Below are 23554 nucleotides of genomic sequence, written 5' to 3'. Positions count from 1 at the left end.
AGAAAAATCGTCGGCTAACGATCCATGGGGTCGATTTGCCTTCGAAAACTCGCATAAGCTTCGTCAATCCGTCATGGAAATCACCTATGGCAGCGGGCTGACGAGGATTTTTTTCGATGCGCTACGCCATCTATTTCACCCCGAGGCAGGACGAGCCGTTGGCGCGGATCGCCGCCAACTGGCTGGGTCGCGACCCCTTTGGCGCCGCCACCAGGCCGGTCGAGGCGGTGGGCGAGCTGTCGGCGGCCGAAGTCGCCTTTCACACCGCATCGGCGCGGCGCTACGGTTTTCATGCGACGCTGAAAGCGCCCTTCCGGTTGGCCGCCAACGAAACCGAAAGCTCGTTGCGCGCGGCGCTGGACGCCTTTGCCAAAGCAACGCCGACGGTCACCATCCCGCGCCTGGTCGTCAGCCAGATCGATGGTTTCTTCGCTTTGGTGCCGGAAGGTCCGCTGCCGCCGCTCAACCGTTTCGCCGATGATGTCGTGCTTAGCTTCGACCGTTTTCGCGCGCCGCTCACCGAAGCGGAAATCGAACGGCGCAGCCCGGATTCGCTGAAACCGGCCGAGTTCCGCAATCTCTGTCAGTGGGGCTACCCCTACGTGTTCGAGACCTTTCGCTTCCACATGACGCTGTCCGGCCGGGCCGGGCCGCAGGAAAGCCAACGTCTGCGCGCGGCAATCGACAGCCTGTTCGCCGATGTGCTGCAGCAGCCGGTGCTGGTGGATGCGCTGACGCTGTTCGTCGAAACCGAACCGGGCGCTCCGTTCATGGTGCTTTCGCATCATGCGCTCGGCCGCCGCGCTGCCCGAAAAACCGCCTAACCGCAATTCGTCCGAGTAACCAGGGACCGCCTGAAATGACCGCCGAAACTGTTCTCCACAACGCCCGCATCGTGCTTGCCGACGAGATCGTCGAAGGGTCGCTCGTGCTGCGCGACGGTTTTATCTCCGGCGTCGACGCCGGCACCGGCCACACCGGCGGGGGCATGGGCGGCGAGGACATGGGCGGCGACTACATCATTCCCGGCCTGGTCGAGCTGCACACTGACCATCTCGAAGGCCACTATGCGCCGCGCCCGAAAGTGCGCTGGAACCCGATCGCCGCCGTCCTTGCCCATGACGCGCAGGTGGCCACCGCCGGCATCACCACCGTGCTCGACGCTTTGCGTGTCGGCATGGACGAGGACGCGGATATTACCTGCGACGACATCCGCAAGCTCGCCGGCGCGATCGAGGACAGCGTCGCGAAAGACCGGTTGCGGGCCGACCATTTCTTGCACCTGCGCTGCGAGGTCTCGGCGCCGGATTGCTTGCGGGCTTTCGCCAATTTCGATGGCGACGAGCGGGTCAAACTGGCCTCGCTGATGGACCATGCGCCGGGACAGCGCCAGTTCGTCAATCTCGAGACCTACGCCTATTACTACCAGCGCAAGCTGAAGCTGACCGATCGCGACTTCCAATTGTTCTGCGAAAAGCGGATGTCGGAATCAGCGAAGAATTCGGGACCGAACCGGGTGGCGATATCAGCCGCCTGCAACGAGCGGGGCATTGTGCTGGCGAGCCATGACGACGCCACATCGGGCCATGTCGACGAAGCGATCGAGCAGGGCGTGCGCGTCGCGGAATTCCCGACCACGCTGGAAGCCGCCAAGGCCTCGAAGGATGCCGGGCTCGGCGTGCTGATGGGCGCGCCCAACGTCATGCGCGGCTCCTCGCATTCGGGCAACGTCTCGGCCCGCACGCTGGCCGGCGACGGCCTGCTCGACATATTGTCGTCCGACTACATTCCCTTCAGCCTGATCCAGTCGGCCTTCTTCCTCGGCGACGTCGTTGAGGGCATTTCCCTGCCGCAGGCGGTTGCGATGGTGTCGAAGAATCCGGCCGAGGCGATCGGCCTAAACGACCGCGGCGTCATCGAACAGGGCCGCCGCGCCGACCTCGTGCGTGTGCGCGTCGACGACCATGTGCCGGTCGTGCGCACTGTCTGGCGCCAAGGGCGCCGGGTCGCCTGATGGTCTCGGCGTCGATCGAGCGCGAACTCAGCAGCGAGGCCTTTCCGCTCCGCAACGGCGTGTTTGTCGCCGTCGTCGGCCCGAGTGGCGCCGGCAAGGATACGGTAATCGGTTATGCCCGCACCTTGTTTGCCGACGAGACGAGGCTGGAGTTCGTCCGCCGGGTCATCACCAGGCCGAGCGATGCGGCAAGCGAGGATCACGACACGCTGGCCGACGCGGCCTTTGTCGAAGCCGAGGCCGACGGCGCCTTCGCCATTTCCTGGGAGGCGCACGGCCTGCGCTACGGCATTCCGGCCGATGTCGACTCGTCCATCGCCAACGGCTATGTCGCGGTCGCCAATGTCTCGCGCGCAGTCATCCCGGTGCTGCGGGAGCGCTATGCCAATCTGGCTGTCGTCGAGATCACCGCCTCGCCGGAAATCCTCGCCGAGCGTCTCGCCCAGCGCGGCCGCGAATCGCGCGGCGAAGTGCTGGCTCGGCTCGCCCGCAGCGCCAATGTCGCTTTGTCCGGCTCCGGCGTCACCTCGATCGACAATGGCGGCCAGCGCGAAGCCGCCGGAGAACGCTTCGCCGAGGTGCTGCGCAAGGCGATGGCCTTCTCGGATATATCCGGCGTGATGTAGCGCTACTCCGCCGCGACAGTCTTCCGGCTGGCATCGAGCATCAGCCGCCTTGCGCGGAACACGCCCCATTGCTGGTCGACCAGCACGCCGATCAGGATCACGCCGCCCATCACCGCGAAGTTGAGCGAGGACGGGATGCCGAGCAGATTGACCAGGTTCTGCAACTCCTGCAGCAGCACGGTGCCCAGGATGACGCCGACCAGCGAGCCTTCGCCGCCGCGCAGCGAGAAGCCGCCGAGAACGGCGGCGGCAATGGCGTAGAGCTCGTAGAACTGGCCGTGGCTGGCCGGCGAGATCGAGCGCGTGTACATGGCGAAATAGATCGCCGACAGCGCCGTCAGCACGCCGCAGATGACATAGGCGGCCATCACGACACGGCCGGTGCGAATTCCCGAATATTTCGCCGCCTCTTCGTTCTTGCCGATGGCATAGAGGTAGCGTCCGAACACCGAGCGGTGCAGCACCACCCACATGACGATCGAAATGACGATCAGTGCGATGAAGCTGTTGGGCACGCCATAGCTGCGGCCCGCGGTGAGGAATTCGAGCTCGGGAAAATTCTGGCCGAAGGCGAAGCCGGCGGTGCCGTCGGCGGTATAGAAACGGGCGACCCCGCGATAGATCAAAAGGCCGCACAGCGTGACCACGAAGGGCTGCAATTTCAGCCTTGTGATCAGCCAGCCATGCGCCAGTCCGATGATGCCGCCCAGCACCAGGATCAGCGGCAGCGCCAGCGGCCATGGCATGTCGCGCACGGCGATGAAATCGATGAATAGCGTGCCGAGCAGCGCCACCAGCGATCCCACCGACAATTCGATGCCGCCGGTAATGATGACGAAGGCCTGGCCGATGGCGAGGATCCCGAACAGGCCGATCAGGTTCGAGGTGTTGGCGAGGTTGATCGGCAAAAGAAAGCGCGGGTTGATGGCGGTCACCACGGCGCCGACCACCAGGATCAGGATCAGCAGGCCGAGATCTTTTTTGCTCATCGTCTTCTCCCCAATGCGTCGGACCGGCAATCGCCTGAAGCCCGCTAGTTTGCCGGCTTGCCGACCGCCAGCAACAGCACGTTTTCCTGGCTGAATTGTTCCTTGTCGAGAATGCCCGAGATCTGGCCCTCATGCATGACGGCGATGCGGTCGGACACGCCGATCACCTCTTCCATGTCGCTGGAGATCATCAGCACGGCGACGCCGGCATCGGCCAAGGCTCGCATCAGCCCGTAAATCTCGGCCTTGGCGCCGATATCGATGCCGCGCGTCGGCTCATCGAGGATCATCACCTTAGGGTTCATCGCCAGCCATTTGCCCAGCACCACCTTCTGCTGGTTGCCGCCCGACAGCGTACCGGTGCGCGTCTGCACCGACGGCGCTTTGATGCCGAGATTCGTCTTCTGCTTCTCTGCGGTGGCGGCCTCGGAGCTTGCCGACACCAGTCGACGCTTCGCATGCGCCGGCAGGTTGGGCAGCGAGATGTTCTGCGCGATCGACAGGTCAAGCAAAATGCCGGTCAGCTTGCGGTCTTCCGGAACCAGGAAAATGCCATGCGCGACCGCATCGGCCGCCGAACCCAGTACAAGCGGCTTGCCGTCGAGTTCGAGCCCACCGCCAAGCGTGCTGTCGATGCCGAAGAACACCCGCGCCAGTTCGGTGCGGCCGGAACCGACAAGACCGGCAAGGCCGAGGATTTCGCCGCGCCTGATGTCGAGGCCGACCGGCCGGGCAGGGTAGGCGGGGGTGCGGATGGCTTTGGCCGAGAGCGCAGTGGCGCCCGGCGCCCGCGCCGCCTCGGAGGCCTTTTCGCGCTCCTTCAGCATGCGGCCGATCATCAGCTTGACCATCTGGTCGTGGTTGATGGCGCTCTTCGGCAAGGTGCCGGCCAGCATGCCGTCGCGCAGCACCACGACGCGGTCGGCGACGCGCTCGACCTCATGCAGCCGGTGCGAAATGAAGATGACGCTGATGCCATCGGCCTTCAGCGCCTTGATGACGTCGAGCAGCTTGTCGGTTTCGGCAAGCGGCAGGCTCGATGTCGGCTCGTCGAGGATGACCAGCCGGGCCTTGATCGACAGCGCCTTGGCGATCTCGACCATCTGCTGCTGGGCAAGCGACAGCGAGGCAACCGGCGTATCGGCGGAAAAGTTGGCGCCGACACGCTTCAGCAGCGGCGCCACCATTTCGCGCAGCTTGGCGCGGTCGACCAATCTCAGCGGCCCGCCGCGCAACGGCTCGCGGCCGAAGAAGATATTGGCGGCAACATCGAGGTTTTCGAACAGATTGAGTTCCTGGTGGACGAAGGCGATGCCCGACCCCAGGCTGCCTTCGACGGTGAGCCCGTCATGCGCAACGCCGTCGACGGTGATGGCGCCGCTGTCCGGCCTGGTGACGCCGCCGAGGATCTTCATCAAGGTCGATTTGCCGGCGCCGTTTTCGCCGACCAGGCCGATCACCTCGCCCGGCCTGACTTCCATGGAAAAACCATCGAGCGCCACCACGCCCGGATAGGTCTTGCGCACGTTCTCGAGGCCGAGGAACGGGGTGGTTGCGACGATGGATGGGTCGGAATAATTCATCACGCCATATTTGATCAGGCTTGCCAGCAGCCGGTGGGCTACAGACTGACGGGCCTTGGCCGGCCCGTCAACACGATCGCCGGCTCAAGGCGAACCCTGAGCCGGCGCAACTGCTCGTGGTCTCAGTTTCCGGACATCGCCTTCAGATTGGCGGCATAGGCGTCAACATCATCCTTGCCAATGATCTTGGTCGGGATGATGATCAGGCCGCCTTCCGGAATGCCTGATTTGTCGCCCTTGAGATAGGCGGCCATCAGCTTCATGCCCTGATAGGCCCATTCGAAGGGCTGCTGCACGACTGTCGCCGCCACGGTGCCTTCCTTGACGCCGCCCAGCGTGATCGGATCGTCATCGAAGCCGACGACGGTGATCGAGCCGAGCTTGCCGGCGTCGCGCAGCGCTTCATAGATGCGCGGCGTGTTGTAGGAATAGAAGCCGACCATGCAGGTAATGTCGGGGCTGGCTACCAGCGCGTCCTCGACATTCTTCTTGGCGCGCGCCTGGTCGATGTCGTCGCCGCGCACGTCCACCAGTTCGATCTTGCTGCCGGCGAGGCCGTCCTTCATGCCCTGGATGCGTTCCTTGGCATTGTCGGCGCCGAGCAGGCCGACGAAGCCGAGGCACTTGCCGCCGTCCGGCATCGCTTTCTTGGCGATCTCGGCCGCCTGCTTGCCGGCGTCGACATTGGACGAGCCGATATAGGCAACACGCTTGGTCTGCGGGGCATCGGAGTCGGTGGTGAACAGCGCCGTTTCCGACGCGATCTTGTTCAGACCGTCGGTCGAGGTCTTGGGATCGACGGCCGAGACCATGATGCCCTTGACGCCGGCGGTCACCAGATCGTCCATCAGCCGCTGCTGGATGGCGACCGAGGACTGCTCGGGATATTTGAGTTCGAGATTGTAGTCGGGCAATTCGGCCTGCGCCTTCTTGACGCCGGCTTCGGCGGCCTTCCAGAAATCGGAAGCGCCGTTGACGACGAAGGCCAGCGTCGGCTTGTCGTCGGCGCGCGCAATGGCTGTCGCGGTCAGGCCAAGCAGCAGGGCTGCGGTGGCCACGGATGCATGTCGTATCAAGGATTTCATGTTCAACCTCCCGTTTTGGCTCAGTCGTCGGACTGAACCGATCTTGCATTCACTGACTTGCCGCTCGCGATTTGGACGCCCTCCTCCTCAGGGGTTCCCGGCGCTGAAGAATGGCGTCGTCGGTCGCGATCACGGACATTAGAGACTCATCCCGTGCTCGTAAATAGTCTGATTTGTCTGACATATCAGATGTCCGAGACCACGCTTGCGGAGGCAAACCCCGCTCGCCATCGGGCCATTCACGTGCACTTCTCGCCGCACGGGTCCCACCTGACCGGACACGGCGGATTGACGTTACAGCGTCGTTTTGTATTAGTAAACACTATTAGCAGAGGTCTCGCGCGGACACTCGGCGGTGGCCCTAGGTCTAGTTTTCCCGAACAGGTGCAGCACCGCTTCGCGCAAGCAGATGCCTTGCAGTCCTCGAATTTCACGCAGCCCGCAGCGGCATGGCGGGGAACTTCAAAGCTGCTAATGAAGATAAACGCCTTCGACTATTTCCATTGGTCGACGGCGCGACACCATCTTGTCGGTGTGGCAGGCTTGCGACTAGACAGGCTGGGGATTGGGACGCAATGCCATGAGCGAGACGAGGGATCCGGACGACACGGCGAAGCGGCGCAAGGCGCCGGCGAGAGCCGCCAAGGGCGGCCGCGTCACCATGACCGACATCGCCAGGGCAGCCGGGTGCTCGCAGGCGACCGTCTCTTTCGTGCTCAACGATTCGCCCGGCATCCGGCTGTCGCAGCAGACGCGCGAGCGGGTGATCGACGCCGCGCGTGCGCTCGGCTACGCAGCACCCGCCTTCTCGGCGCTGCGCAAACCTGTTCCCGCCTTCGATGGACTTGACGGTGTCATCGGTTTCGCTGTCGACCAGCTGGCGACAAGCCCGGAAGCCGTTGTCGCCATCGAGGGCGCGCGCCAGGCGTCGTGGAACGCCGGCAATGTGTTGCTCGTGGCGCAGACGATGGGCGACTCCGTCATGGAGCCGCGCGCCATTGCGGCGCTCACCAGGCGCGGCATCTCGGCGCTGGTCTACATGACCATCTTCACCCGCGAGATCACGGCACCGGACTTCCTCTACGGCCTCGACATCCCGGTCATCCTGCTCAACTGCTACACGGCCGATTATGCCTTCCCGGCCGTGGTGCCGTCCGAGATCGCCGGCGGCCAGAACTCGACCCGGCATCTGATCGGCCACGGCCACCGCCGCATCGCCACCATCACCGGCGAGCCGTGGATGCAGGCCGCGCAGGACCGGCTCAAAGGCTACCGCAGGGCGCTCGCCACCGCCGACATCCCGTTCGATCCCGAACTGGTGGTCGAGGGCGACTGGTCGGCGAGCGCCGGCTACGCGGCGACCGTGAAGCTTTTGGCGCTGAAAGAGCGTCCGACCGCTATCTTCTGCCAGAACGACCGCACGGCCATCGGCTGTTACGAAGCGCTGAAGGAGGCGGGCCTGCACATCCCGCAGGACATCTCCGTCGTCGGCTATGACGACGAGGAGATCGCCCGTCACCTGTTCCCGCCGCTGACGACATCGATCCTGCCGCACATGGCGATGGGCCAATGGGCGATCGAACAGCTCGAAGTGCCGCCGCCTGCCGGCCGCGGCCGCTATCCCATCACCAAGCTGGAATGCCCGCTGGTCGAGCGGGAGTCGGTGGCAGCTGTGGCTGGATAAAGCTGAACCAACCCATCCCGATGCAAATCGGGATGGGTCTGTTTGGTGGTTGCGCCTCAGGGCAGGGACTATCCGGAACCTGCCGCGGTTAGAACCGCAAGACGACAAAGGAGCGCCTGCGATAGCAGCGCCGGCGCAGCCGGCCATGCCGCCAGAACGTGCGGCAGTGCCGTCTCCAGACATGCCGCCTGTGGTGGCGACGATGGTGCCATCGCCGATGCGAGATCTGCTCAACATCGCCAGCGCCTTCGTCGTCATCAAACGAATTGGCATCCTGCTTGTCGAGTTCATCGAGAATGCCGTTACCGACATTGGGAACCCCGGCCACGGCCTCGAGAGGCCGAACCGCGGTAGCAAGCGCCGCGGCCCCCGCAACGCCGAACAATGCTGTCAAGAATGATCGCCGATCCATCAAAACCTCCATCAGCAAGACAAGGCTAACATGACGAGCCTAACACAAAGCAGCTAGAGCGGGTGATACAAAAGGCCAGAGGCGAATCTTTGAGCCGGCCGAAACGCGCGGCCGGGCGGACGGCAGAGGCTAGCGCAATCCAGGAAAAGTGTGCGCGCTTTCCTTGGTAATTGCGTAAAAACAGACATATAGAGCGGTTCGCCGTTTCGGCGAAATGCTCTAGCGCAAGGCCGCTACCGGGCGGCGCGCTTCCTTCGGCTCGGCGACCAAGCCATGCGGAATGCCGCCGATGAAAGCGCACAGCCTGAGCGGTTCCGCCTTTCCGCGAAACTCTGAACCGCTTGGCAAAGCTACCCCCTAAGAATGCCCGCCACCTTGCGGCAGTGGCTGGCTGAGAGACTGACGCCCCACGGCAGATGCGATGTTGCGGTACTCAGCGCCGCGCCAATATCCGGCAGAGCTCCTTCAGGTCCCGGTCGTAGGTGCCCTTGCCGCTGAGCACGCTGGCGCAGCGTTTCTTCATCTTGGCGATCTGGCCGGCCGACATGGCGCTGATGGCAACCACCGCCGGCCGCGCCGGCACCGCTGGCGTGTTGGGATCCCTAGGGCTGGTGGACGTTGTCTGTGTGCCAATGCCGACGCCGACCCCGGCCGTCACTCCACTGCCCACCCCGACCCCGGCGCCGACCCCGACACTGCTGCCGACGGTTGCGCCGACCCCGACCCCGACGCCCGTGCCGACCGATACGCCGGCGCCGGCGGTAACGCCGCTGCCAACCGAGGCGCCGACACTGGCGGTGGTGCCGCTGGTGCCTCCGACCGTCGCTCCGGCATTGACGCCCTTGCTCCCGCCGACCGAGACACCGACGCCAAGCCCGCCGCCACTGCCGCCGACCGAAACACCCACCCCACCGCTGCCGCCGATGCCCACACTGAGCCCGCCCGCGCCAGCCGGAAAGCACAAAGCCACGGTAACCGCGCCGCCGGCCAAGACCTTTGTTAAACTTTTAAAGAAATCCATAACGCCGCTCCCCGTGCTGGTTGCCTGGACGCAGGTTGAACAGCATCCGTTACCAATATGATTACGCGAGTGTAGCGTTTTTAGTTTCTGCAAGAATAGGTAGTATTGGAAATCGTTGTTATGGCTTCTTTCGGCGACCGGAATATATATTTTGGAATTGGCGGAAAAAATCGAGGATTTGCGGTTAGACTCGGAACCTTAGACAGGCAGGACGAGTGCTCGCATGCGGGAATTTACCGGGCGCATGCCTCAGGCCATCTTGCGACGCCGCTTCGCTAGGCTGCGGTGGAGAATGGACCCTCGAGAATGGGGCTCGTACTGCAGAAAAGGGGACGATCCAAGAAACCCGCGACGATCTCCACCGATGTCGGGCGCGTTGTGCGCCACATCGTTCCGCTGCTCGCAGTCGACGGCGTCAGCGCTACCCTTGCGGGCATACCTTCGCCCCGTTTGGCGTTTCTGCCCTTTGGATCGGATGCCGATCGTCCGCTGGCGTTTCGAATCTCTTCAACTTACGCCGAGTTTCGCAAATCCACTTTAATCCCGGCTAACGTTCGAAGGGTTCGCCAAGCGAGGCGACACCGTTCAGCCTGAGCAAGCGGCGGTCCGCCGAGATGACACCGAGCACGACGATCGTAACGAGATAGGGAAGGCTGGAAAGCAGTTGCGATGGCAAGTCCAGACCGGTCGCCTGGGCGGCGAGGCTCATCAGCGAAACCGCACCGAAGAGGCAGGCACCCAGGAAGATGCGGCCAGCGAGCCACGTACCAAAGACAACGAGTGCGATCGCGATCCAGCCACGTCCGGCAATCATACCGTCCGCCCAAAGGGGCGTGTACACCGCCGCCGCATAGGCGCCGGCAAAACCCGCCATCATGCCACCAAAAGCTATGGCCGCGATACGGATAGCGATGACCGGATAGCCGATGGCATGGGCTGCCTTGGGATTCTCGCCGATTGCCCTCACGACAAGGCCGACTCTCGTATAGGCAAACATCGCCCAGATCGCAAACGTCACGGCAAGGGAAAGCCATACGACGACGTCCTGGACAAACAGCCTGCCGACTACCGGGATTTCCGAGAGGCCGGGAAAGGCAAGTTTCGGGAGCCCCTTGACCGTCAAGCTCTCGTAGCTTTTGCCGAACAGCGCCGAAAGGCCCTGGCCGAGAATGCCGATCGCAAGGCCTGTCGCGACCTGGTTTGCCCGGAATCCGAGTGCCAGCACTGCAAAGACGAGGGACAGGACGGCGCTACCGAGGCCGGCGGCAACGAACCCCAGCAGGTGTCCACCGCCGTGGTAGACGACGATGAACGCGAGCACCGCGCCGAGGGCCATCAGGCCCTCTACGCCGAGGTTAAGAACACCGGCGCGCTCGACCACCAACTCGCCGAGTGCGGCAAGGAGAAAGGGGGTTGCCGCTGCGAGCATGCCCGAAATAATGAACTCGACGGCGTTCATGGCTGGCTCAGGTGATGGGGGCGGCGCCACTCGATGCGGTAGCGCACGAAGGCCACAGCGCCGAGATAGGCGAGCAGCAAGCTGCCTTGGAAGACGCGGACGGCGGCGATCGGCAGGTTTGCCGACACCATCGCATTGTCGCCGCCGATATAGAGGACAGCCATGAAGAGCGCGGAAAAGATGATGCCGACTGGATGCAAGCCGCCGAGATAGGCGACAATAATGGCCGCATAACCGTAGCCGGTCGAGATCGAGCGCTGCAGCTGGCCGAGCGGACCCGCGACTTCCGCGGCGCCTGCCAGTCCCGCCGCCATGCCACCGATCAGAAGCGATAGCCAAATCGCACGCCCTTCGCTGAAGCCGGCGTAACCGGCCGCGCGCGGGGCAAGGCCGCCGACCTTGAGCTTATACCCCATGAAGCTTCGCTGCATGAAAACCCAGGCCACCAGCGAGAGCGCAAGTGTGATGAGCAGCGAGACGTTGACGCGGGTACCGGTGATCAGGGTCGGCACCATCGCGTCGTTCTGAAACATGACGGATTGTGGGAAATTGAAGCCGGCCGGGTCCTTCCATGGGCCGAGCAGCAGGTAGTTGAGGACTTGCGCCGCAACGAGGCTCAGCATCAGGGAGACCAGGATCTCGTTCGCATTGAGCCTGACGCGCCAGAAGGCGGTGATAGATGCCCAAAGTGCACCGCCGAGGGCACCGAGAAGCAGCATCAGCGGCCAGATCCACTGCCCGGTCGCCTGCGGAAACCAGACGGGGATCGCCGAGGCGAAAATAGCGCCCAGGATAAACTGGCCCTCCGCGCCGATGTTGAACACTTTTGCGCGGAAACCGATCGCCAGCCCCTGAGCAATGAGGAGAAGGGGCCCCGCCTTCAGCAGCACCTCCGCAAACGATGCCCAGGAGAGGAACGGCTCGAGAAGCATCGCGTACAGGACGGCCGCCGGATCTCGGCCTATCAGCACATAAAGGCCCAGATTGAGGATGATCGCCATGCCAAGCGCGACAGCCGGGGCCAGCATGGCCGCGACGAGCGAGGCATGCTCCCGGCGGACGAGCGCGGGGAGGAACGTCGCGGCCCAAACGCTCATGCAGGAACCTTCTCTGGCGAGGCATGTGCTCCGATCATGTATCTGCCGATGTCTTCGGGGCGCGTGTCCCGCGTGACCAGAGGCGGACTCAGCATTCCATGATGGAGCACCTGGATGAAATCGCAGAGTTCGAAAAGTTCCTCGAGTTCCTCGGAAATTACGAGGATCGCCACGCCCAGGTTGCGCAACGCGATGAGCCGCCTTCTGATGGCGGATGCAGCGCCAATGTCTACACCCCAGGTCGGCTGCGCCACGAAAAGCAGTTTTGGCGACAGCATCATCTCGCGACCGACGATGAATTTCTGCAAGTTGCCGCCGGACAGCGAGCCCGCTTCGGCATCCGGGCCGGAGGCGCGGACGTCGTACCGACGGATGCATTCGCTGGTGAAAGCCGTCGCTCCGGCGCTGTTGATGAGGCCGCGCCTCACGAGATCGAAAGGATGGGCGGTAAGAACGGTGTTGAGCACGAGCGACATTTCAGGGACCGCGCCGCGTCCCAGCCGGTCTTCGGGCACGAAGGCGAAGCCAAATCTCCTGCGCGCGGCCGCATCGAGTGTGCCTACGTCGCGGCCCATCATGTAGATCCGGTCGCGTTGTTCCTTCAGCAGCATCGCTTCGCCCGAGATGAGCGCGGCAAGCTCGCCTTGGCCATTGCCCGATATTCCGGCTATGCCAAGGATCTCGCCTGATCGTACCGTGAGGCTGATGCCGGAGAGCGGCGTGGCAAAGGGGTCGTCCGGCGTGTAGTCCATGTCGATTATTTCCAGCCGCTTCTCCCCCTCGGGCATGGCCAACGCGGGCATCACCTCGGGCATGTCGCGGCCGATCATCATCCGGGCGAGGTCGTGCGCATCATAGTCGCGCGGGTCGACGGTGCCGATAACGCGCCCTCCACGCAAGACCGTCGCCTGGTCACAGATCGTGCGAATTTCCTCCAGTTTGTGGGAGATGAACAGGATGGACACGCCGCGGTCGCGAAGGCGCCTGAGCGTGTCGAACAGCTTCTTCACCGCCTGCGGCGGCAAGACCGAGGTCGGCTCGTCGAGAATGAGCAGCTTCGGGTCCGTCATCAGGCAGCGGATGATCTCCACCCGCTGCCGTTCGCCGACCGAGAGCGCGTGCACATCGGCGAGAGGATCCACTTCAAGGCCGAAATCCTGGCCGAGGCTGCGGATGCGCCCCGCCAGCTCCGCCTTGCCGCCGGGGACGACGAGCTGGATGTTCTCGACGACAGTCAGCGTCTCGAACAGCGAGAAATGCTGAAAGACCATGCCGATGCCCCTGCGCCGTGCCTCAGCCGGCGAGGCAAGGCGCAGATGCTCTCCGTTCCAGACGACGGTGCCTTCGTCCGGCTGTTCAACGCCATAGATGAGCTTCATCAGCGTCGATTTGCCCGCCCCATTCTCCCCGAGGATCGCATGGATCGATTGGGGCGCCACGTCCAGATCGATGGCTTGGTTGGCCCGGATCTGGCCGTAGCTCTTCGAGATGCCGCGGAGCGACAGAAGGGGCGGGGTCATGACTTACTTCGGCAGTGGTGTGGTGACACCCTTGACGTGCCAGTCCATCGCGACGATCTCGGGATCCGCTATCGTCGCACCGGCGGCGGCGGCTTCGCTGCCGTCGGCCTTGGTGATTGGACCTGTGAAGGGCGAGAAGCTGCCGTCGGCGATCTTCGCCGCCACTTCCTTGATCTTCGTCATCGTGTCGGCTGGGATATCTGAGTTCCAGTCCACGACCTCCACCACCTTTTCGGCGACGCCGAGGAAGGTGTTGGCGCCCTTGAAAGTTCCGGCGAGATGGGCATCCACGGAAGCCTTGAAGAAGGGCGACCAGTCTGTCGCGATGCAGCCGAGATATTTCTTCGGTGCATATTTCTTCATCGACGAATTGAGGTTGAACGCGTAGACGCCAGCCTCCTCGCAGGCCGAGATCACGGAGGGTGTGTCCTGCGCGTTCGAGAAGATCACGTCGCAGTTCTGTGCCATCAGCGCCTTGGCGGCTTCCTGTTCCTTGGCCGGGTCGAACCAGGAGTTCACCCAGACGACCGATACCTCGATATCGGGATTTACGGTCTGTGCGCCGAGCGTAAATGCGTTGATCGAGGTGATCAGCTCCGGAATGGCGAAGGCCGAGACGGAGCCGACCTTGCCGGTCTTGGAAAGAGCTGCGGCGGCTATGCCGAGCAGGTAAGTGCCCTGGAAATACTTCGCCGCGAAGGGCGAGAAATTCGGCGCGGTCTGGAAGCCGGAGGCATGCAGCACGGTGACCGCAGGATCGCGGCGGGCGATCTGTAATGCACCATTCTGGTAGCCGAATGAGCCGGCGATCAGGAACTTGTTACCGTCGGCGACGGTCTTGTTCATGATCCGGTCGGCGTCCGGCCCTTCGGCGATGTTCTCGATGACGGTGATCTTCACCTTGTCGCCGTATGCGGCCTTGACCGGCTCGAGGCCGGCGGCGAGCGCATGGCCCCAGCCGACATCGCCGACCGGCGACGGGAGCACGAGCGTGATACCGAGCGGCTCGTCGGCCGCAAAGGCGGGACGGCTGCCAAGCGCGCCGGCAAGCCCTGTCGCGGCAAGGCCCTTCATCAGAGTTCTGCGGGTCAGATAGTTCAGCATGTCAGTTCCCCTGTCTTAAGTTGTTAGAATTCCACCGCGGCAAAGGCGGCTTCCGCGTCCGCAGCAAGCCGGGCCTCGTTCAGCCCGGTAAACGCACCCTTCTCCCAGACGATGCGGCCGTTGATCATGGTCATGTCGGTGGGCATGCCGATACCGACCTTGGCGATCAGGCTCAATGGATCGTGGCGCGTGCCGACATAATCCATGCGGCGCGTGTCGATCGCGAAGAGGTCGGCGCCCATGCCGGGCGACAGTCGGCCGATGTCATTGCGGCCCAGAAGCGCGGCCCCGCCCGTTGTCGCATAGCCGAGGAAATCGACCGGCGCAGGCACGGGATGAGCGCGCGTCGAGGCCGCCAGGCATTGCAGCATGTAGGCGGAATGGATGCAGTGCATGAGGTTGGAGTTGTCGTTCGAGGCAGCACCGTCGCAGCCGAGACCGACGCGCAGGCCAAAGGCGGACATGGCGGGAATATCAGTCACCTCCGCACCCACCAGATAGACCGGCTCCGGGCAATGCGAGACACCGGTGCCGCTCGCCGCCATCAGCCGCAGTTCGTCATGCGTCAGCTCCCAGCAATGGGCATAGAAAGTGTCTCGGCCGGCAAATCCGAGGTCCTCGAGATAGTCCACCGTACGCATGCCATGGCGGGCCTCGATGATCGGGCTTTCGCCCTCGCCGACATGGGTGTGCATCCGCACCCCGCGATCACGCGCCAGCGAAACCGATTCCACGAAGGTCTCGCGGTAGCAGTTGACCGGCTGGCAGGGAGCGACCACGACCTGACGCATGCTGAAGGGACTGGTGTCGTGATAAGTGTCGATGAGGCGTGCGCAGTCGGCAATGAATTCGTCCGTGGTCTCCAGCATCTCGTCTGGAATGGTCGAGCCTTCCGATTTTGGCAGCGTGTTGCCGCCGCGGCCGGCATGGAAACGCATGCCGAGAAGATCGGCCGCTTCGAACTGCCGGTCGATGAGCCGTTTTCCGGCATGGCGCGGAAAATTGTACTGGTGGTCGAAGGCCGTTGTGCAACCGTGCTTTATCAACTCTGCCATCGCCGTGATAGAGGCGTGGTAGAAACAATCCTCGTTGAGCCGGGAGAAGATCGGATAGATCCGGTCGAGCCATTCGATGACCGAGAGCTTCGTCCAGTCGAGTTCGGCACGGTTGCGCATAAAGCACTGAAAGAAGTGATGGTGCGTGTTGACGAGGCCGGGATAGACGAACCAGCCGTCGGCATCCTGCACGATAGTACCGGCCGGCAACTCGCTTCTGTGCAGGCCTTCGCCGATTGCCTCGATCTGCGGGCCATTCGTCAGCACATCGACATTGCGCCGGACGCTCGGACCCCTGCCCTCGTCGGTGATGACCGCTGCGCAATTCTTCAGGAGATAGCCGGTCACCTCACGCCTCGTCCAGCATGGGTCGCGGTTCGGGCTTCAACTCGTGTAGCCGGTGGATACCGGGCATCTCGATGAAATTGTCGAGGCTGCGGAGCGCTCGCGACCAGAGCCGGATCGTGGGATACGGATCGAGGGAAACGCCACCGTCGGGCGCGAGCGCGACATAGGGAAAGCAAGCAATGTCGGCAATCGTCGGCCGGTCGGATGCGAGAAACCGATCGCCACGCATTTTTTGTTCGAAAAGGCCGGCTTCCAGCTCACGTAGTGCCGCTATGCCATTGGCCTGAAGCGCACCGATGTCACCGGGGCGCAGCAGCATCTCATGCAGGCGCGCGCCGCCGAGGTTGGCGGTCAGCCTGTGCGAGAAGGAGAGCCATTGCTGGATGCGCGCCGTCTCCTCGGGGGCGCCGCTGCCGAGCCAGGCCGGTGCTGCCTTCGCGGCGAGATAGCCAAGCATGGCGGAAGACTCGGTCAGGATCAGGTCGCCGTCTTCAAGGATCGGGATGGAGCCTCCCGGATTAAGCGCCATAAGCTCGGGGCCACGATGCTCGGCGCCGGGATGGAAGTCGACCGGGCGGATTTCGAGCTTCACACCTGACAGCGTCGCCATCAGGCGCACCTTGTAGCAACTTGGGGAGAGGACGTAGTCGTAAAGCCTCATTGTGCCACCAATTGCGCGCCGTAGGTATAATCGTGGCGCTTCAGCCAGCGGCGATAGGCGACCGAGGTCAGGTCGGCGCGCGTCGGGATTTCCATGCCGGGATCGAGCGGCAGAAGACGCGGGATCTGGTTTTCGAGGATCGAGCGGTCCTGCAGGAAAATCGTCTGCTGGAAATGGATGAGATCGGTCAGTGGTGTCTCGTCATCGAAAAGCGCCATCCATGGCCAGACGTCGCAGAGATCCTCGGCAAGCGGCTGGACGAATAGCGTAATGACATCCCATTCGCCCGGGCGCGGCGGGCAGGTCTTGTAGAGGACTGAGCAGGTCGGAGCCGGCACGCGGTACATGTATTCCGTCGTGATACCTCCACTCGCGGATTTCGCCGCCTGCGGCTGGTAGAACTTCACCTGGGTCGCCCAGACCTCGTCCTCCTCCTCGCGGATCTCGACCTTGTAGTTTTCGACCTCGGTATGCGGCTCCGAGCCGAGGATGTCGGTATGGACGAAGGGGAAGTGTGCGATGTCGAGGAAGTTCTCGACGGCGCGGAGCGGCGAGCAGCGCACCCGCACCACGCCGACATCGACGAAGCGGCGCCCGGGCTGGTCTGCTTCGGGAATCGGGAAGACCGGTTTCTTCGGTTCGCCGAGCGACGACCAGATATGGCCATAGCGCACCGAAACCGGCAGCACGCGCCCGTTTTCGCCTGTCACTTTCGCCGCGCCATTGGCGTCGAGCGCAATCTTGATCGGCTCGCCCATCAGGGTGGTCTCGCGTCCTTCGCGGTCGAGCCGGCTGAAAAGCCCGACCGGATACCATTCGTCGCGCATCGCATCGTTGATCATGGCACAGCCCCTTTCGCCTCGATCCCTTCGGCCACGCGCCGAAGGCTCTCGGCGGCTCGCGAGGCGGCGATGCGCTCGGACGCATCGCAATCGGCTGGAACAAGGACGTGGATCAGCGTCTCGCCGGCTTCCTGCGGGATAGGCAGCAGGCGGATTGCCGGCGCGCCGGGTGCCTGCCAGACGCATCCTTCAACGGTGGCCTTCGTACCGGCAGCGACAAAGAGCGCCGAACTTCCGGCGCGGGCCGTCAATGAACGGAGCGGGACGTAACCCTCAAAAAGGGGTGGCTTGCCGTCAGGCTCTCCATCCGCGACCCAGATGATCCCGCCTGCCTCTTCGACCAACCGGGTCGCAACTCGAATCGTCTCCGGCGGCGTGAGGCTGGGATGGGCAGGAATGCGCAGGCACTGACCGGCCTGCGAATAGGTCCAGCCGTGATAGATGCAGGAGAGCGCCTCGCCGCGCACGAAGCCATGGGAGAGGCGCATGCCGCGATGCGGACAGCGATCCGCCGATGCCGCCAAGCGCCCCGATTGGCTTCGCCAGAGGGCAATGGGACCGGCGGGCGTCCGCGCCGGCATTACCTGTCCTGTTGGCAGATCCTGGGTAAGGGCGACCGGCACCCAGGTGTCCGTCTTGTCGGACAGCATGACCTTACTTTCCGTACTGATACTACTGTTTCCCGACCAGAGAGATGCCGGCGCAAGGAGTTGGCGAACCGCTCGATGCGGCTGACGTATGCATAATAATTTCGCAATTGCAATATTGGTTAAATTAAGTGCAAACCGAGGTAACCACACGCAAAGCTATATGTTTTTTTGCTCGACAGGCGCGCGGTCGATCGTCTCGACCCAGACCTCAATGGGCCCAAGCGAACATCCCATCTCCATCATGTCGATCAGCTCCGCCGCACCGGCAATATCGAGTTCGATGCGATCGGTGCTTGCATGAGCGATGTGGTGCGCGAGACCGAGCTTGGCCGCATGGCGCATGATCCAGGGCACGAAGGACGCGGGTTCGAGGTGGCCGCGAATGGTCATCCGCTCATGCAAGCGGTGTTGACTTTGCTTCATCACGAACGGAACGCGCGCCTTGGTGTCACGGTCAGCAGCATAGCGTCTGACTGAACGGGCGGAAGTGGTAATCGACGCGCCAATAACACCGAATATCGACTGATCGCCCGTGCCTAGACCCGGGCACTCATGCATGTCGCCCAGAAGTGAGCCGCGGTCCTGGGACAACGACATGCATTAAAACAAAGACTTCAAGCGCGTCGCATGAATCCGTTCAGCGTGACGGGCTTTAGGGTTATCTGAGCTATTGTAATACATCGGTAAGTGGCGCACCCGACAGGATTCGAACCTGTGACCTCTGCCTTCGGAGGGCAGCGCTCTATCCAGCTGAGCTACGGGTGCCTTCAAGGAACCTGAAAACGAACCAGCCGATAGGCCGGCCAGCCACGGCTTCTTAGCGGAAGCCGCGCCGGGCTTCAACGGGCAATTGGCGTGGCGATATTTTTCGAAGCCACGTCGCGCGGCTTGGCAACTTCGCGTCCGCCCTGCAGCCTCAGCCCGGGACTCACCCCGCCACCTCCACCTTCGCCACCCGCCTGCGCACCCTGCGCGGCGCCCGCTTCGCCTTCTTCGCGCCGGTCAGTTCGTGCATCGCATCCAGCTGCATCTGCTGCATTTCGGCCAGCCGCGTCCATTGGCGCGAGATCAGATAGTCGAGCTTTTCGTGCAAATGGCGCACTTCCAGCTCGGCTTTCAGGTTGACCCGGTAGTCGTTGAACGAGCGCAGGCGATCCTTGGCCTCCGTCCGTCTCTGGCTCATCATGATGATCGGCGCCTGGATGGCGGCGATGCAGGAGAGCAGCAGGTTGAGCAGGATGAAGGGGTAGGGGTCGAAGGCGCTGCTCACGCCCGCGATCAAATTGATGCCGATCCACACCGCAAGCACGCTGCCGAACGAGATCAGGAACCACCAGCTGCCGCCGAAAGCCGCCATGTTGTCGGAGACGCGGTCGGCGAACGAGCGGTGCTCCTCGAACTCCTCTTCCGAGTTTTCCGAAATCGTGTCCTGCCTGGCGATCGATTCGACCACCTGGCGGTCGAGCTCGGAGAATTCGCCATGCTCCTGCTGCAGTAGCTCCTCCATGTAGCGCATGCGGTAGCGGCCGAGCTCCTCGCGGCTGATGCGGGCGCCGCGCGGCAGGTCGGGATGATCGGAGCGGATGCGGTCGGCCAGGCTCGGCCTGAGGTCGTCGATGCGCACCAGGTCACGCTTGCGGAATTTGCGGCCCGATATCGCCGATGGTTTCCGCTTCGGCTTCAGGCGGCCATGAGGTTCGGAGTCCGGCACATCGGGCGCTTCCAGCGCCTCGTCGGCAACCAGTTCGGCGTCGTGGGCGGGCGGCGCCTCGAAATACTCGCCGCCGCTGTCGTTTTCATTGTCGGCCTGTTCGGATGGTTTTGGGCTCATGATGCCGGCTCCTGCTGTCGCGCCCACGATACGCCAAGGCGAGGCGGCATAGCCACCGCCGCGGTGACGATTGCGGGCTTGTGCAAGCGCTTGTGATGAATGCCTGCTGCAATTGCCTGTGGCGGCGCAGCCCCCCGGGGCCTCGCTCGCCTGCTGGTCGGCAACCAGACCGCCGAAGTGCTGTTGCCGACGGAGGTCGCGCCTGCTGCAGAGTTAAGATGAGGCAGCGATCCTTCACGACCCCCCTCTGTCCTGCCGGACATCTCCCCCTCAAGGGGGGAGATCAGATGTTGCCATGGCTTCGCCAAACACGAAAAAGAGGCGAGACGCCGAAGCTGCTAATCTCCCCACTTGAGGGGGAGATGGCCGGCAGGCCAGAGGGGGTGCTGTCCCGCCGGCGTTTCAGAGTTCCTCCACCCAACGACGGGTTCTATTGCGGCGGTAAACCAGGCAACTGCGACCCCTGCGCCGGCAAACCAGGCGGCGGCAGGCCGGGAAGCGGCGACGCTGCCGGCTGGTCTCCCGCAAACATCAGCCGCGTCTTCGTATCGGCCAGCATCGGCGAAAGACTGCGCTGGATCAGCGCTTCGACATGGTCGTTGCGCTGGCGTGCGCTGTCGGCGCCCATCACCACGACGATCAGATGCCGGCCGTCGGCATTGTAGGACGTGACGATATTGTAGCCGGATGCCCTGATATAGCCGGTCTTGATGCCGTCGACGCCGCGCACCCGGCCGAGCATGTCGTTGTGGCCGCGCACCAGCCGGCCGCGGAACATGAAGTCGCTTTCGGAGAAATAGTGGAACTGCTGCGGGAAGCGGGCGCGCAGCGCCATGCCGAGCGTCGCCATGTCGCGCGCCGATGTGTGCTGGCCATCGTCGGGCAGGCCCGATGCGTTGCGGAAGACGGTGCTGCTCATGCCGATCTGGCGCGCCTTCGAGGTCATCATGGCGGCGAACTGGTTCTCCGAGCCGCCGAGATATTCGCCCACCGCCACCGCCACGTCATTGGCCGACTTGACCACGATCGCCCGGATCGCCGAATCGACATCGATGCTCTCGCCGCGCTTGAAGCGCAATTTGGTCGGCGGCTGCCGGGCGGCATTCTCCGAGACCGGGATCTGCGTTTCCTTCGAGACGCGGCCGGACTCCAGCGCCTCGAACAGCAGGTAGAGCGTCATCATCTTGGTCAGCGACGCCGGATAGCGTTGCGCCCTCGAACTGACTTCGAACAGCGTCTTGCCACTGCCGGCATCGACGACGATGGCCGCATATTTCTCCTGCGGCGCCGGCACCGCGAGCACGCTGTCGGGCGGTGCGGTGGTGCTGCAGCCGGCCACGAAGACAAGCAGCAGCAGGGCTGCGAGAAATTTTTGGACGAGGGAGGGTAGATGGAAGTTTGGCAAGGCAAGTCCGGCGTTGCTGAGAGGGCCGGAACCTAGCCTAACCCATTGTGTTCGTCCATTTGGTTAACGGCGGAGCTGCCAATCTCCCCCCTTGCGGGGGAGATTAGCTGTGACTTCGGTCTTCGCTACTCACCAACTCCGTAATCCCCCGCCCCGAAATCGCCTGCTTCCTGTCCTGTTTTGCCTGCGGGGTCGCGCTGCTGCTATAGAGGCGGCAATTGCTTGGGGGACTTGACAATGACCGGTGACATCGGCGCGGCTGCGCCATCTCTTATGAGGACTTCGCTCAGCCGCACCGGCAAATGGGCCGGCAGCGTCGCTTTCATCGGCGGCGCTGCTTCCGACATCCTCAATCCGCTGGCGCCGTTCGCCGCCTATATCGCGCTGGTCGCTTCGGTTGCCGCCGCCGTCATCGCCATTGCCATCGTTCTGCGGCTGGTGCTGGCCGCCAAGGCGCTGCCGGCGCTGATCTTTGCCACCAGCGCTGCCGCCGTCGCCGGCGGCGTCTATGGCCTGCAGCAGCAGACCAATTCGGAGAACGGTGTGATCGCCGGCCTGGTGCCGGCCATCGCCCAGTTGCAGCAGCAGATGGGCATCGTCTCGGCCAGGGTGGCCAGGATCGAGCAAACGGTAACCGAGACGAAGCTGGCGGTCGACCAGGTCAAGCAATCAACCGACGCGGTGGCGAAGAAGACCGAGGAAATTGCGTCGACCCAGCAGCAGCAGGCTGAGCAGGGCGCGCAGACGCAAAAGTCGGTAGAGGCCGTCAAGCAGACGACCGAAACGCTTGCTGCCGGCCAGCAGAAACAGGCCGAGCAGGCCGACAAGCTTCAGGCGACCACCGAGCAGATCGCCGCCTCGATCGACACCATCGCCAAGGGCTTTGCCGCATTGGCCGCGCAGGGCGGGGCGATCGCCGAGCCGAAGCGGCCGGATGAATTCTACCACAATGCCCGCGTCTACGAGCTGTCCGGCGACATGCTGAATGCGCGGCGCTCCTATCTCGCTTTCGCCGGTTTCGACGTCGACGCCGTCGATCCCTACACACGCTTCGCCACCCTGCTGCGCGTGCAGGACGGCAAGGCCGGCGCCCGCGAAGTGTTCGGCGCCCTGGCCGACAAGGCCAAGGCGCTGTCGATCAAGCTGGTCCATATCCTGCAGTTCGACGATGCCCAACGTCTCGACAAGCTCAACGCCTTCATCGCGGCCAATCCGGATTTCGCACCGGCCTATTACCTGCTCGCGCAGGAGTTTTCCGAGGATCGCCTCGGCGTCCAGTCGCTGTCCGACAAGCGCAGCGAGGCCGAGGCGCTGACCAGGTTCGTCTCCTATGAAAAGGAAGGCAGGCTGCTCAAATATTTCATCGACCAGACGCAGCTCGCCGACTGGCTCGATCGCAGCCGCAGCCGGTTGACCGCGCTTGGCGACGTGCTCGACCCAGCGCGCTTTGCCCCGACGCTGACGCCGATGCGCTCCAATGCCGGCTGGACGATCTCCATCTCGCTGCCCGAGGCCGCGACCGGCATTTCCTGGCGCATGGGTGTGTCAGGTCCGTTCACCGACACCGGGCTGATGGCGATGAACGACCAGCGCACCGGCAAGCCGATGCCCAATCCGAGCTTCGAATTGCCCGACAGCACCACGGCCACCACCATCGGGGTCAAGTATCTCGATCTCAGGGGCCGCGAGACCGGGCCGTTCGACATAAGTTTCGATCCGGACGCGGCGCTGCAACAGGGCAACAAACAGATCCTCGACCAGTTCTGGACGTCGTGGATCGCCTTCGACGCCAGCGGCAATCACGGCCTGGTCTATTTCTCCCAGATGCTGTCATTCCGCTGCGGCATCAAGGAGGTGCGCTACAGCCTGAACGGCACGGCGCTCGACAGGGAGATCAAGCTGCCGCCTTGCGACAAGAAGGACCCGTACGCCATTCCTTATGACTACCAGCCTTACTTCAAGGTCGCCGACAACGTGACGTCGATGGCGGTGCAGGTCACCTACACCGACGGCACCAAGTCGCCGGTGCGCGAGTATAAGCGGCAGTAGGCGCCCACCCTCCCCCATGTGGGGAGGGTCGATCCGCGTAGCGGATCGGGGTGGGGGTCCTCGTAGGGCGCTACCCCCACCCCGTCGATCGATCTCCGCTTCGCTCCGATCGCTCGCCG

At 63.5% G+C, this 23554-nt stretch carries 21 protein-coding genes and 1 tRNA gene; 6 read left to right on the top strand and 16 right to left on the bottom strand.

Annotation, left to right across the window (positions count from 1 at the left end):
- Positions 1-116: 116 nt before the first annotated feature.
- Genes ACYG9Y_RS24005 through phnN form a run of 3 tightly spaced genes read left to right on the top strand, consistent with a single transcriptional unit; the run spans position 117 to position 2640 of the window.
- Positions 117-824 carry a DUF1045 domain-containing protein gene (locus ACYG9Y_RS24005; protein WP_023739734.1) on the top strand — a complete coding sequence of 236 codons (708 nt, stop codon included), beginning with the start codon at positions 117-119 and terminating at the stop codon, positions 822-824.
- Positions 825-859: 35 nt separating this feature from the next.
- Positions 860-2014 carry an alpha-D-ribose 1-methylphosphonate 5-triphosphate diphosphatase gene (locus ACYG9Y_RS24000; RefSeq protein ID WP_023739733.1) on the top strand — a complete coding sequence of 385 codons (1155 nt, stop codon included), beginning with the start codon at positions 860-862 and terminating at the stop codon, positions 2012-2014.
- The gene (phnN, locus tag ACYG9Y_RS23995; RefSeq protein WP_023739732.1) at positions 2011-2640 is read left to right on the top strand and encodes a phosphonate metabolism protein/1,5-bisphosphokinase (PRPP-forming) PhnN; all 630 of its coding nucleotides are present in this window, start codon (positions 2011-2013) and stop codon (positions 2638-2640) included. Before ACYG9Y_RS24000 ends, phnN begins: the two co-directional genes overlap by 4 nt.
- A 2-nt stretch (positions 2641-2642) precedes the next feature.
- Here the strand turns inward: phnN and ACYG9Y_RS23990 are convergent, their stop codons facing one another.
- The 3 genes from ACYG9Y_RS23990 to ACYG9Y_RS23980 all read right to left on the bottom strand — a co-directional run bounded on the left by ACYG9Y_RS23990 (position 2643) and on the right by ACYG9Y_RS23980 (position 6297).
- The gene (locus ACYG9Y_RS23990) at positions 2643-3629 is read right to left on the bottom strand and encodes an ABC transporter permease (RefSeq protein WP_023672350.1); all 987 of its coding nucleotides are present in this window, start codon (positions 3627-3629) and stop codon (positions 2643-2645) included.
- Positions 3630-3673: 44 nt separating this feature from the next.
- Positions 3674-5212 carry a sugar ABC transporter ATP-binding protein gene (locus ACYG9Y_RS23985; RefSeq protein WP_023749329.1) on the bottom strand — a complete coding sequence of 513 codons (1539 nt, stop codon included), beginning with the start codon at positions 5210-5212 and terminating at the stop codon, positions 3674-3676.
- A 122-nt stretch (positions 5213-5334) separates the two neighbouring features.
- Positions 5335-6297 carry a sugar-binding protein gene (locus ACYG9Y_RS23980; protein WP_023684049.1) on the bottom strand — a complete coding sequence of 321 codons (963 nt, stop codon included), beginning with the start codon at positions 6295-6297 and terminating at the stop codon, positions 5335-5337.
- Between the two features lie 580 nt (positions 6298-6877).
- On the opposite strand from ACYG9Y_RS23980, the gene ACYG9Y_RS23975 reads away from it, so the two are divergent.
- Positions 6878-7981, top strand: a complete 1104-nt coding sequence (locus ACYG9Y_RS23975; RefSeq protein ID WP_031253435.1) for a LacI family DNA-binding transcriptional regulator — start codon at positions 6878-6880, stop codon at positions 7979-7981.
- Between the two features lie 145 nt (positions 7982-8126).
- Positions 8127-8381, top strand: coding sequence for a hypothetical protein (locus ACYG9Y_RS23970; RefSeq protein WP_198018657.1), 255 nt, complete (start codon positions 8127-8129; stop codon positions 8379-8381).
- Positions 8382-8826: 445 nt separating this feature from the next.
- Here the strand turns inward: ACYG9Y_RS23970 and ACYG9Y_RS23965 are convergent, their stop codons facing one another.
- The 13 genes from ACYG9Y_RS23965 to ACYG9Y_RS23905 form a co-directional block, all read right to left on the bottom strand.
- Positions 8827-9414 carry a hypothetical protein gene (locus ACYG9Y_RS23965; RefSeq protein WP_023749330.1) on the bottom strand — a complete coding sequence of 196 codons (588 nt, stop codon included), beginning with the start codon at positions 9412-9414 and terminating at the stop codon, positions 8827-8829.
- 547 nt (positions 9415-9961) lie between these two features.
- Complete coding sequence (locus ACYG9Y_RS23960) at positions 9962-10873, bottom strand: ABC transporter permease (RefSeq protein WP_023710456.1); 912 nt, start codon at positions 10871-10873, stop codon at positions 9962-9964.
- Positions 10870-11970, bottom strand: coding sequence for an ABC transporter permease (locus ACYG9Y_RS23955; RefSeq protein WP_023695008.1), 1101 nt, complete (start codon positions 11968-11970; stop codon positions 10870-10872). The genes ACYG9Y_RS23960 and ACYG9Y_RS23955 overlap by 4 nt, the downstream gene beginning before the upstream one ends.
- Complete coding sequence (locus tag ACYG9Y_RS23950; protein ID WP_023739727.1) at positions 11967-13490, bottom strand: ABC transporter ATP-binding protein; 1524 nt, start codon at positions 13488-13490, stop codon at positions 11967-11969. Before ACYG9Y_RS23950 ends, ACYG9Y_RS23955 begins: the two co-directional genes overlap by 4 nt.
- Before the next feature lie 3 nt (positions 13491-13493).
- The gene (locus ACYG9Y_RS23945; RefSeq protein WP_196814159.1) at positions 13494-14591 is read right to left on the bottom strand and encodes a BMP family ABC transporter substrate-binding protein; all 1098 of its coding nucleotides are present in this window, start codon (positions 14589-14591) and stop codon (positions 13494-13496) included.
- A 26-nt stretch (positions 14592-14617) separates the two neighbouring features.
- The gene (locus tag ACYG9Y_RS23940; protein WP_023739726.1) at positions 14618-15997 is read right to left on the bottom strand and encodes an amidohydrolase; all 1380 of its coding nucleotides are present in this window, start codon (positions 15995-15997) and stop codon (positions 14618-14620) included.
- Between the two features lies 1 nt (position 15998).
- Positions 15999-16658 (bottom strand): glutathione S-transferase family protein, encoded by a 660-nt coding sequence (locus ACYG9Y_RS23935; protein WP_023683611.1) that lies wholly within the window; start codon positions 16656-16658, stop codon positions 15999-16001.
- Positions 16655-17500 (bottom strand): aromatic ring-hydroxylating oxygenase subunit alpha, encoded by an 846-nt coding sequence (locus ACYG9Y_RS23930; protein WP_023739725.1) that lies wholly within the window; start codon positions 17498-17500, stop codon positions 16655-16657. Before ACYG9Y_RS23930 ends, ACYG9Y_RS23935 begins: the two co-directional genes overlap by 4 nt.
- The gene (locus ACYG9Y_RS23925) at positions 17497-18150 is read right to left on the bottom strand and encodes a Rieske 2Fe-2S domain-containing protein (RefSeq protein WP_023739724.1); all 654 of its coding nucleotides are present in this window, start codon (positions 18148-18150) and stop codon (positions 17497-17499) included. Before ACYG9Y_RS23925 ends, ACYG9Y_RS23930 begins: the two co-directional genes overlap by 4 nt.
- A gap of 156 nt (positions 18151-18306) precedes the next feature.
- Positions 18307-18747, bottom strand: a complete 441-nt coding sequence (locus tag ACYG9Y_RS23920) for an acylphosphatase (RefSeq protein ID WP_444849051.1) — start codon at positions 18745-18747, stop codon at positions 18307-18309.
- Between the two features lie 91 nt (positions 18748-18838).
- Positions 18839-18915, bottom strand: a tRNA-Arg gene (locus tag ACYG9Y_RS23915).
- Positions 18916-19078: 163 nt separating this feature from the next.
- The gene (locus tag ACYG9Y_RS23910) at positions 19079-19981 is read right to left on the bottom strand and encodes a DUF1003 domain-containing protein (RefSeq protein WP_023703727.1); all 903 of its coding nucleotides are present in this window, start codon (positions 19979-19981) and stop codon (positions 19079-19081) included.
- A 430-nt stretch (positions 19982-20411) separates the two neighbouring features.
- The gene (locus ACYG9Y_RS23905) at positions 20412-21386 is read right to left on the bottom strand and encodes a D-alanyl-D-alanine carboxypeptidase family protein (protein ID WP_023739723.1); all 975 of its coding nucleotides are present in this window, start codon (positions 21384-21386) and stop codon (positions 20412-20414) included.
- Between the two features lie 237 nt (positions 21387-21623).
- On the opposite strand from ACYG9Y_RS23905, the gene ACYG9Y_RS23900 reads away from it, so the two are divergent.
- Complete coding sequence (locus ACYG9Y_RS23900; protein ID WP_023739722.1) at positions 21624-23435, top strand: methyl-accepting chemotaxis domain-containing protein; 1812 nt, start codon at positions 21624-21626, stop codon at positions 23433-23435.
- The last annotated feature ends 119 nt before the right edge of the window (positions 23436-23554 follow it).

The sequence above is a fragment of the Mesorhizobium sp. W050 genome, assembly GCF_054719535.1.
The sequence above is the reverse complement of the archived record's forward strand: the minus strand, read 5'-3'. Positions and strand labels throughout refer to the sequence as shown.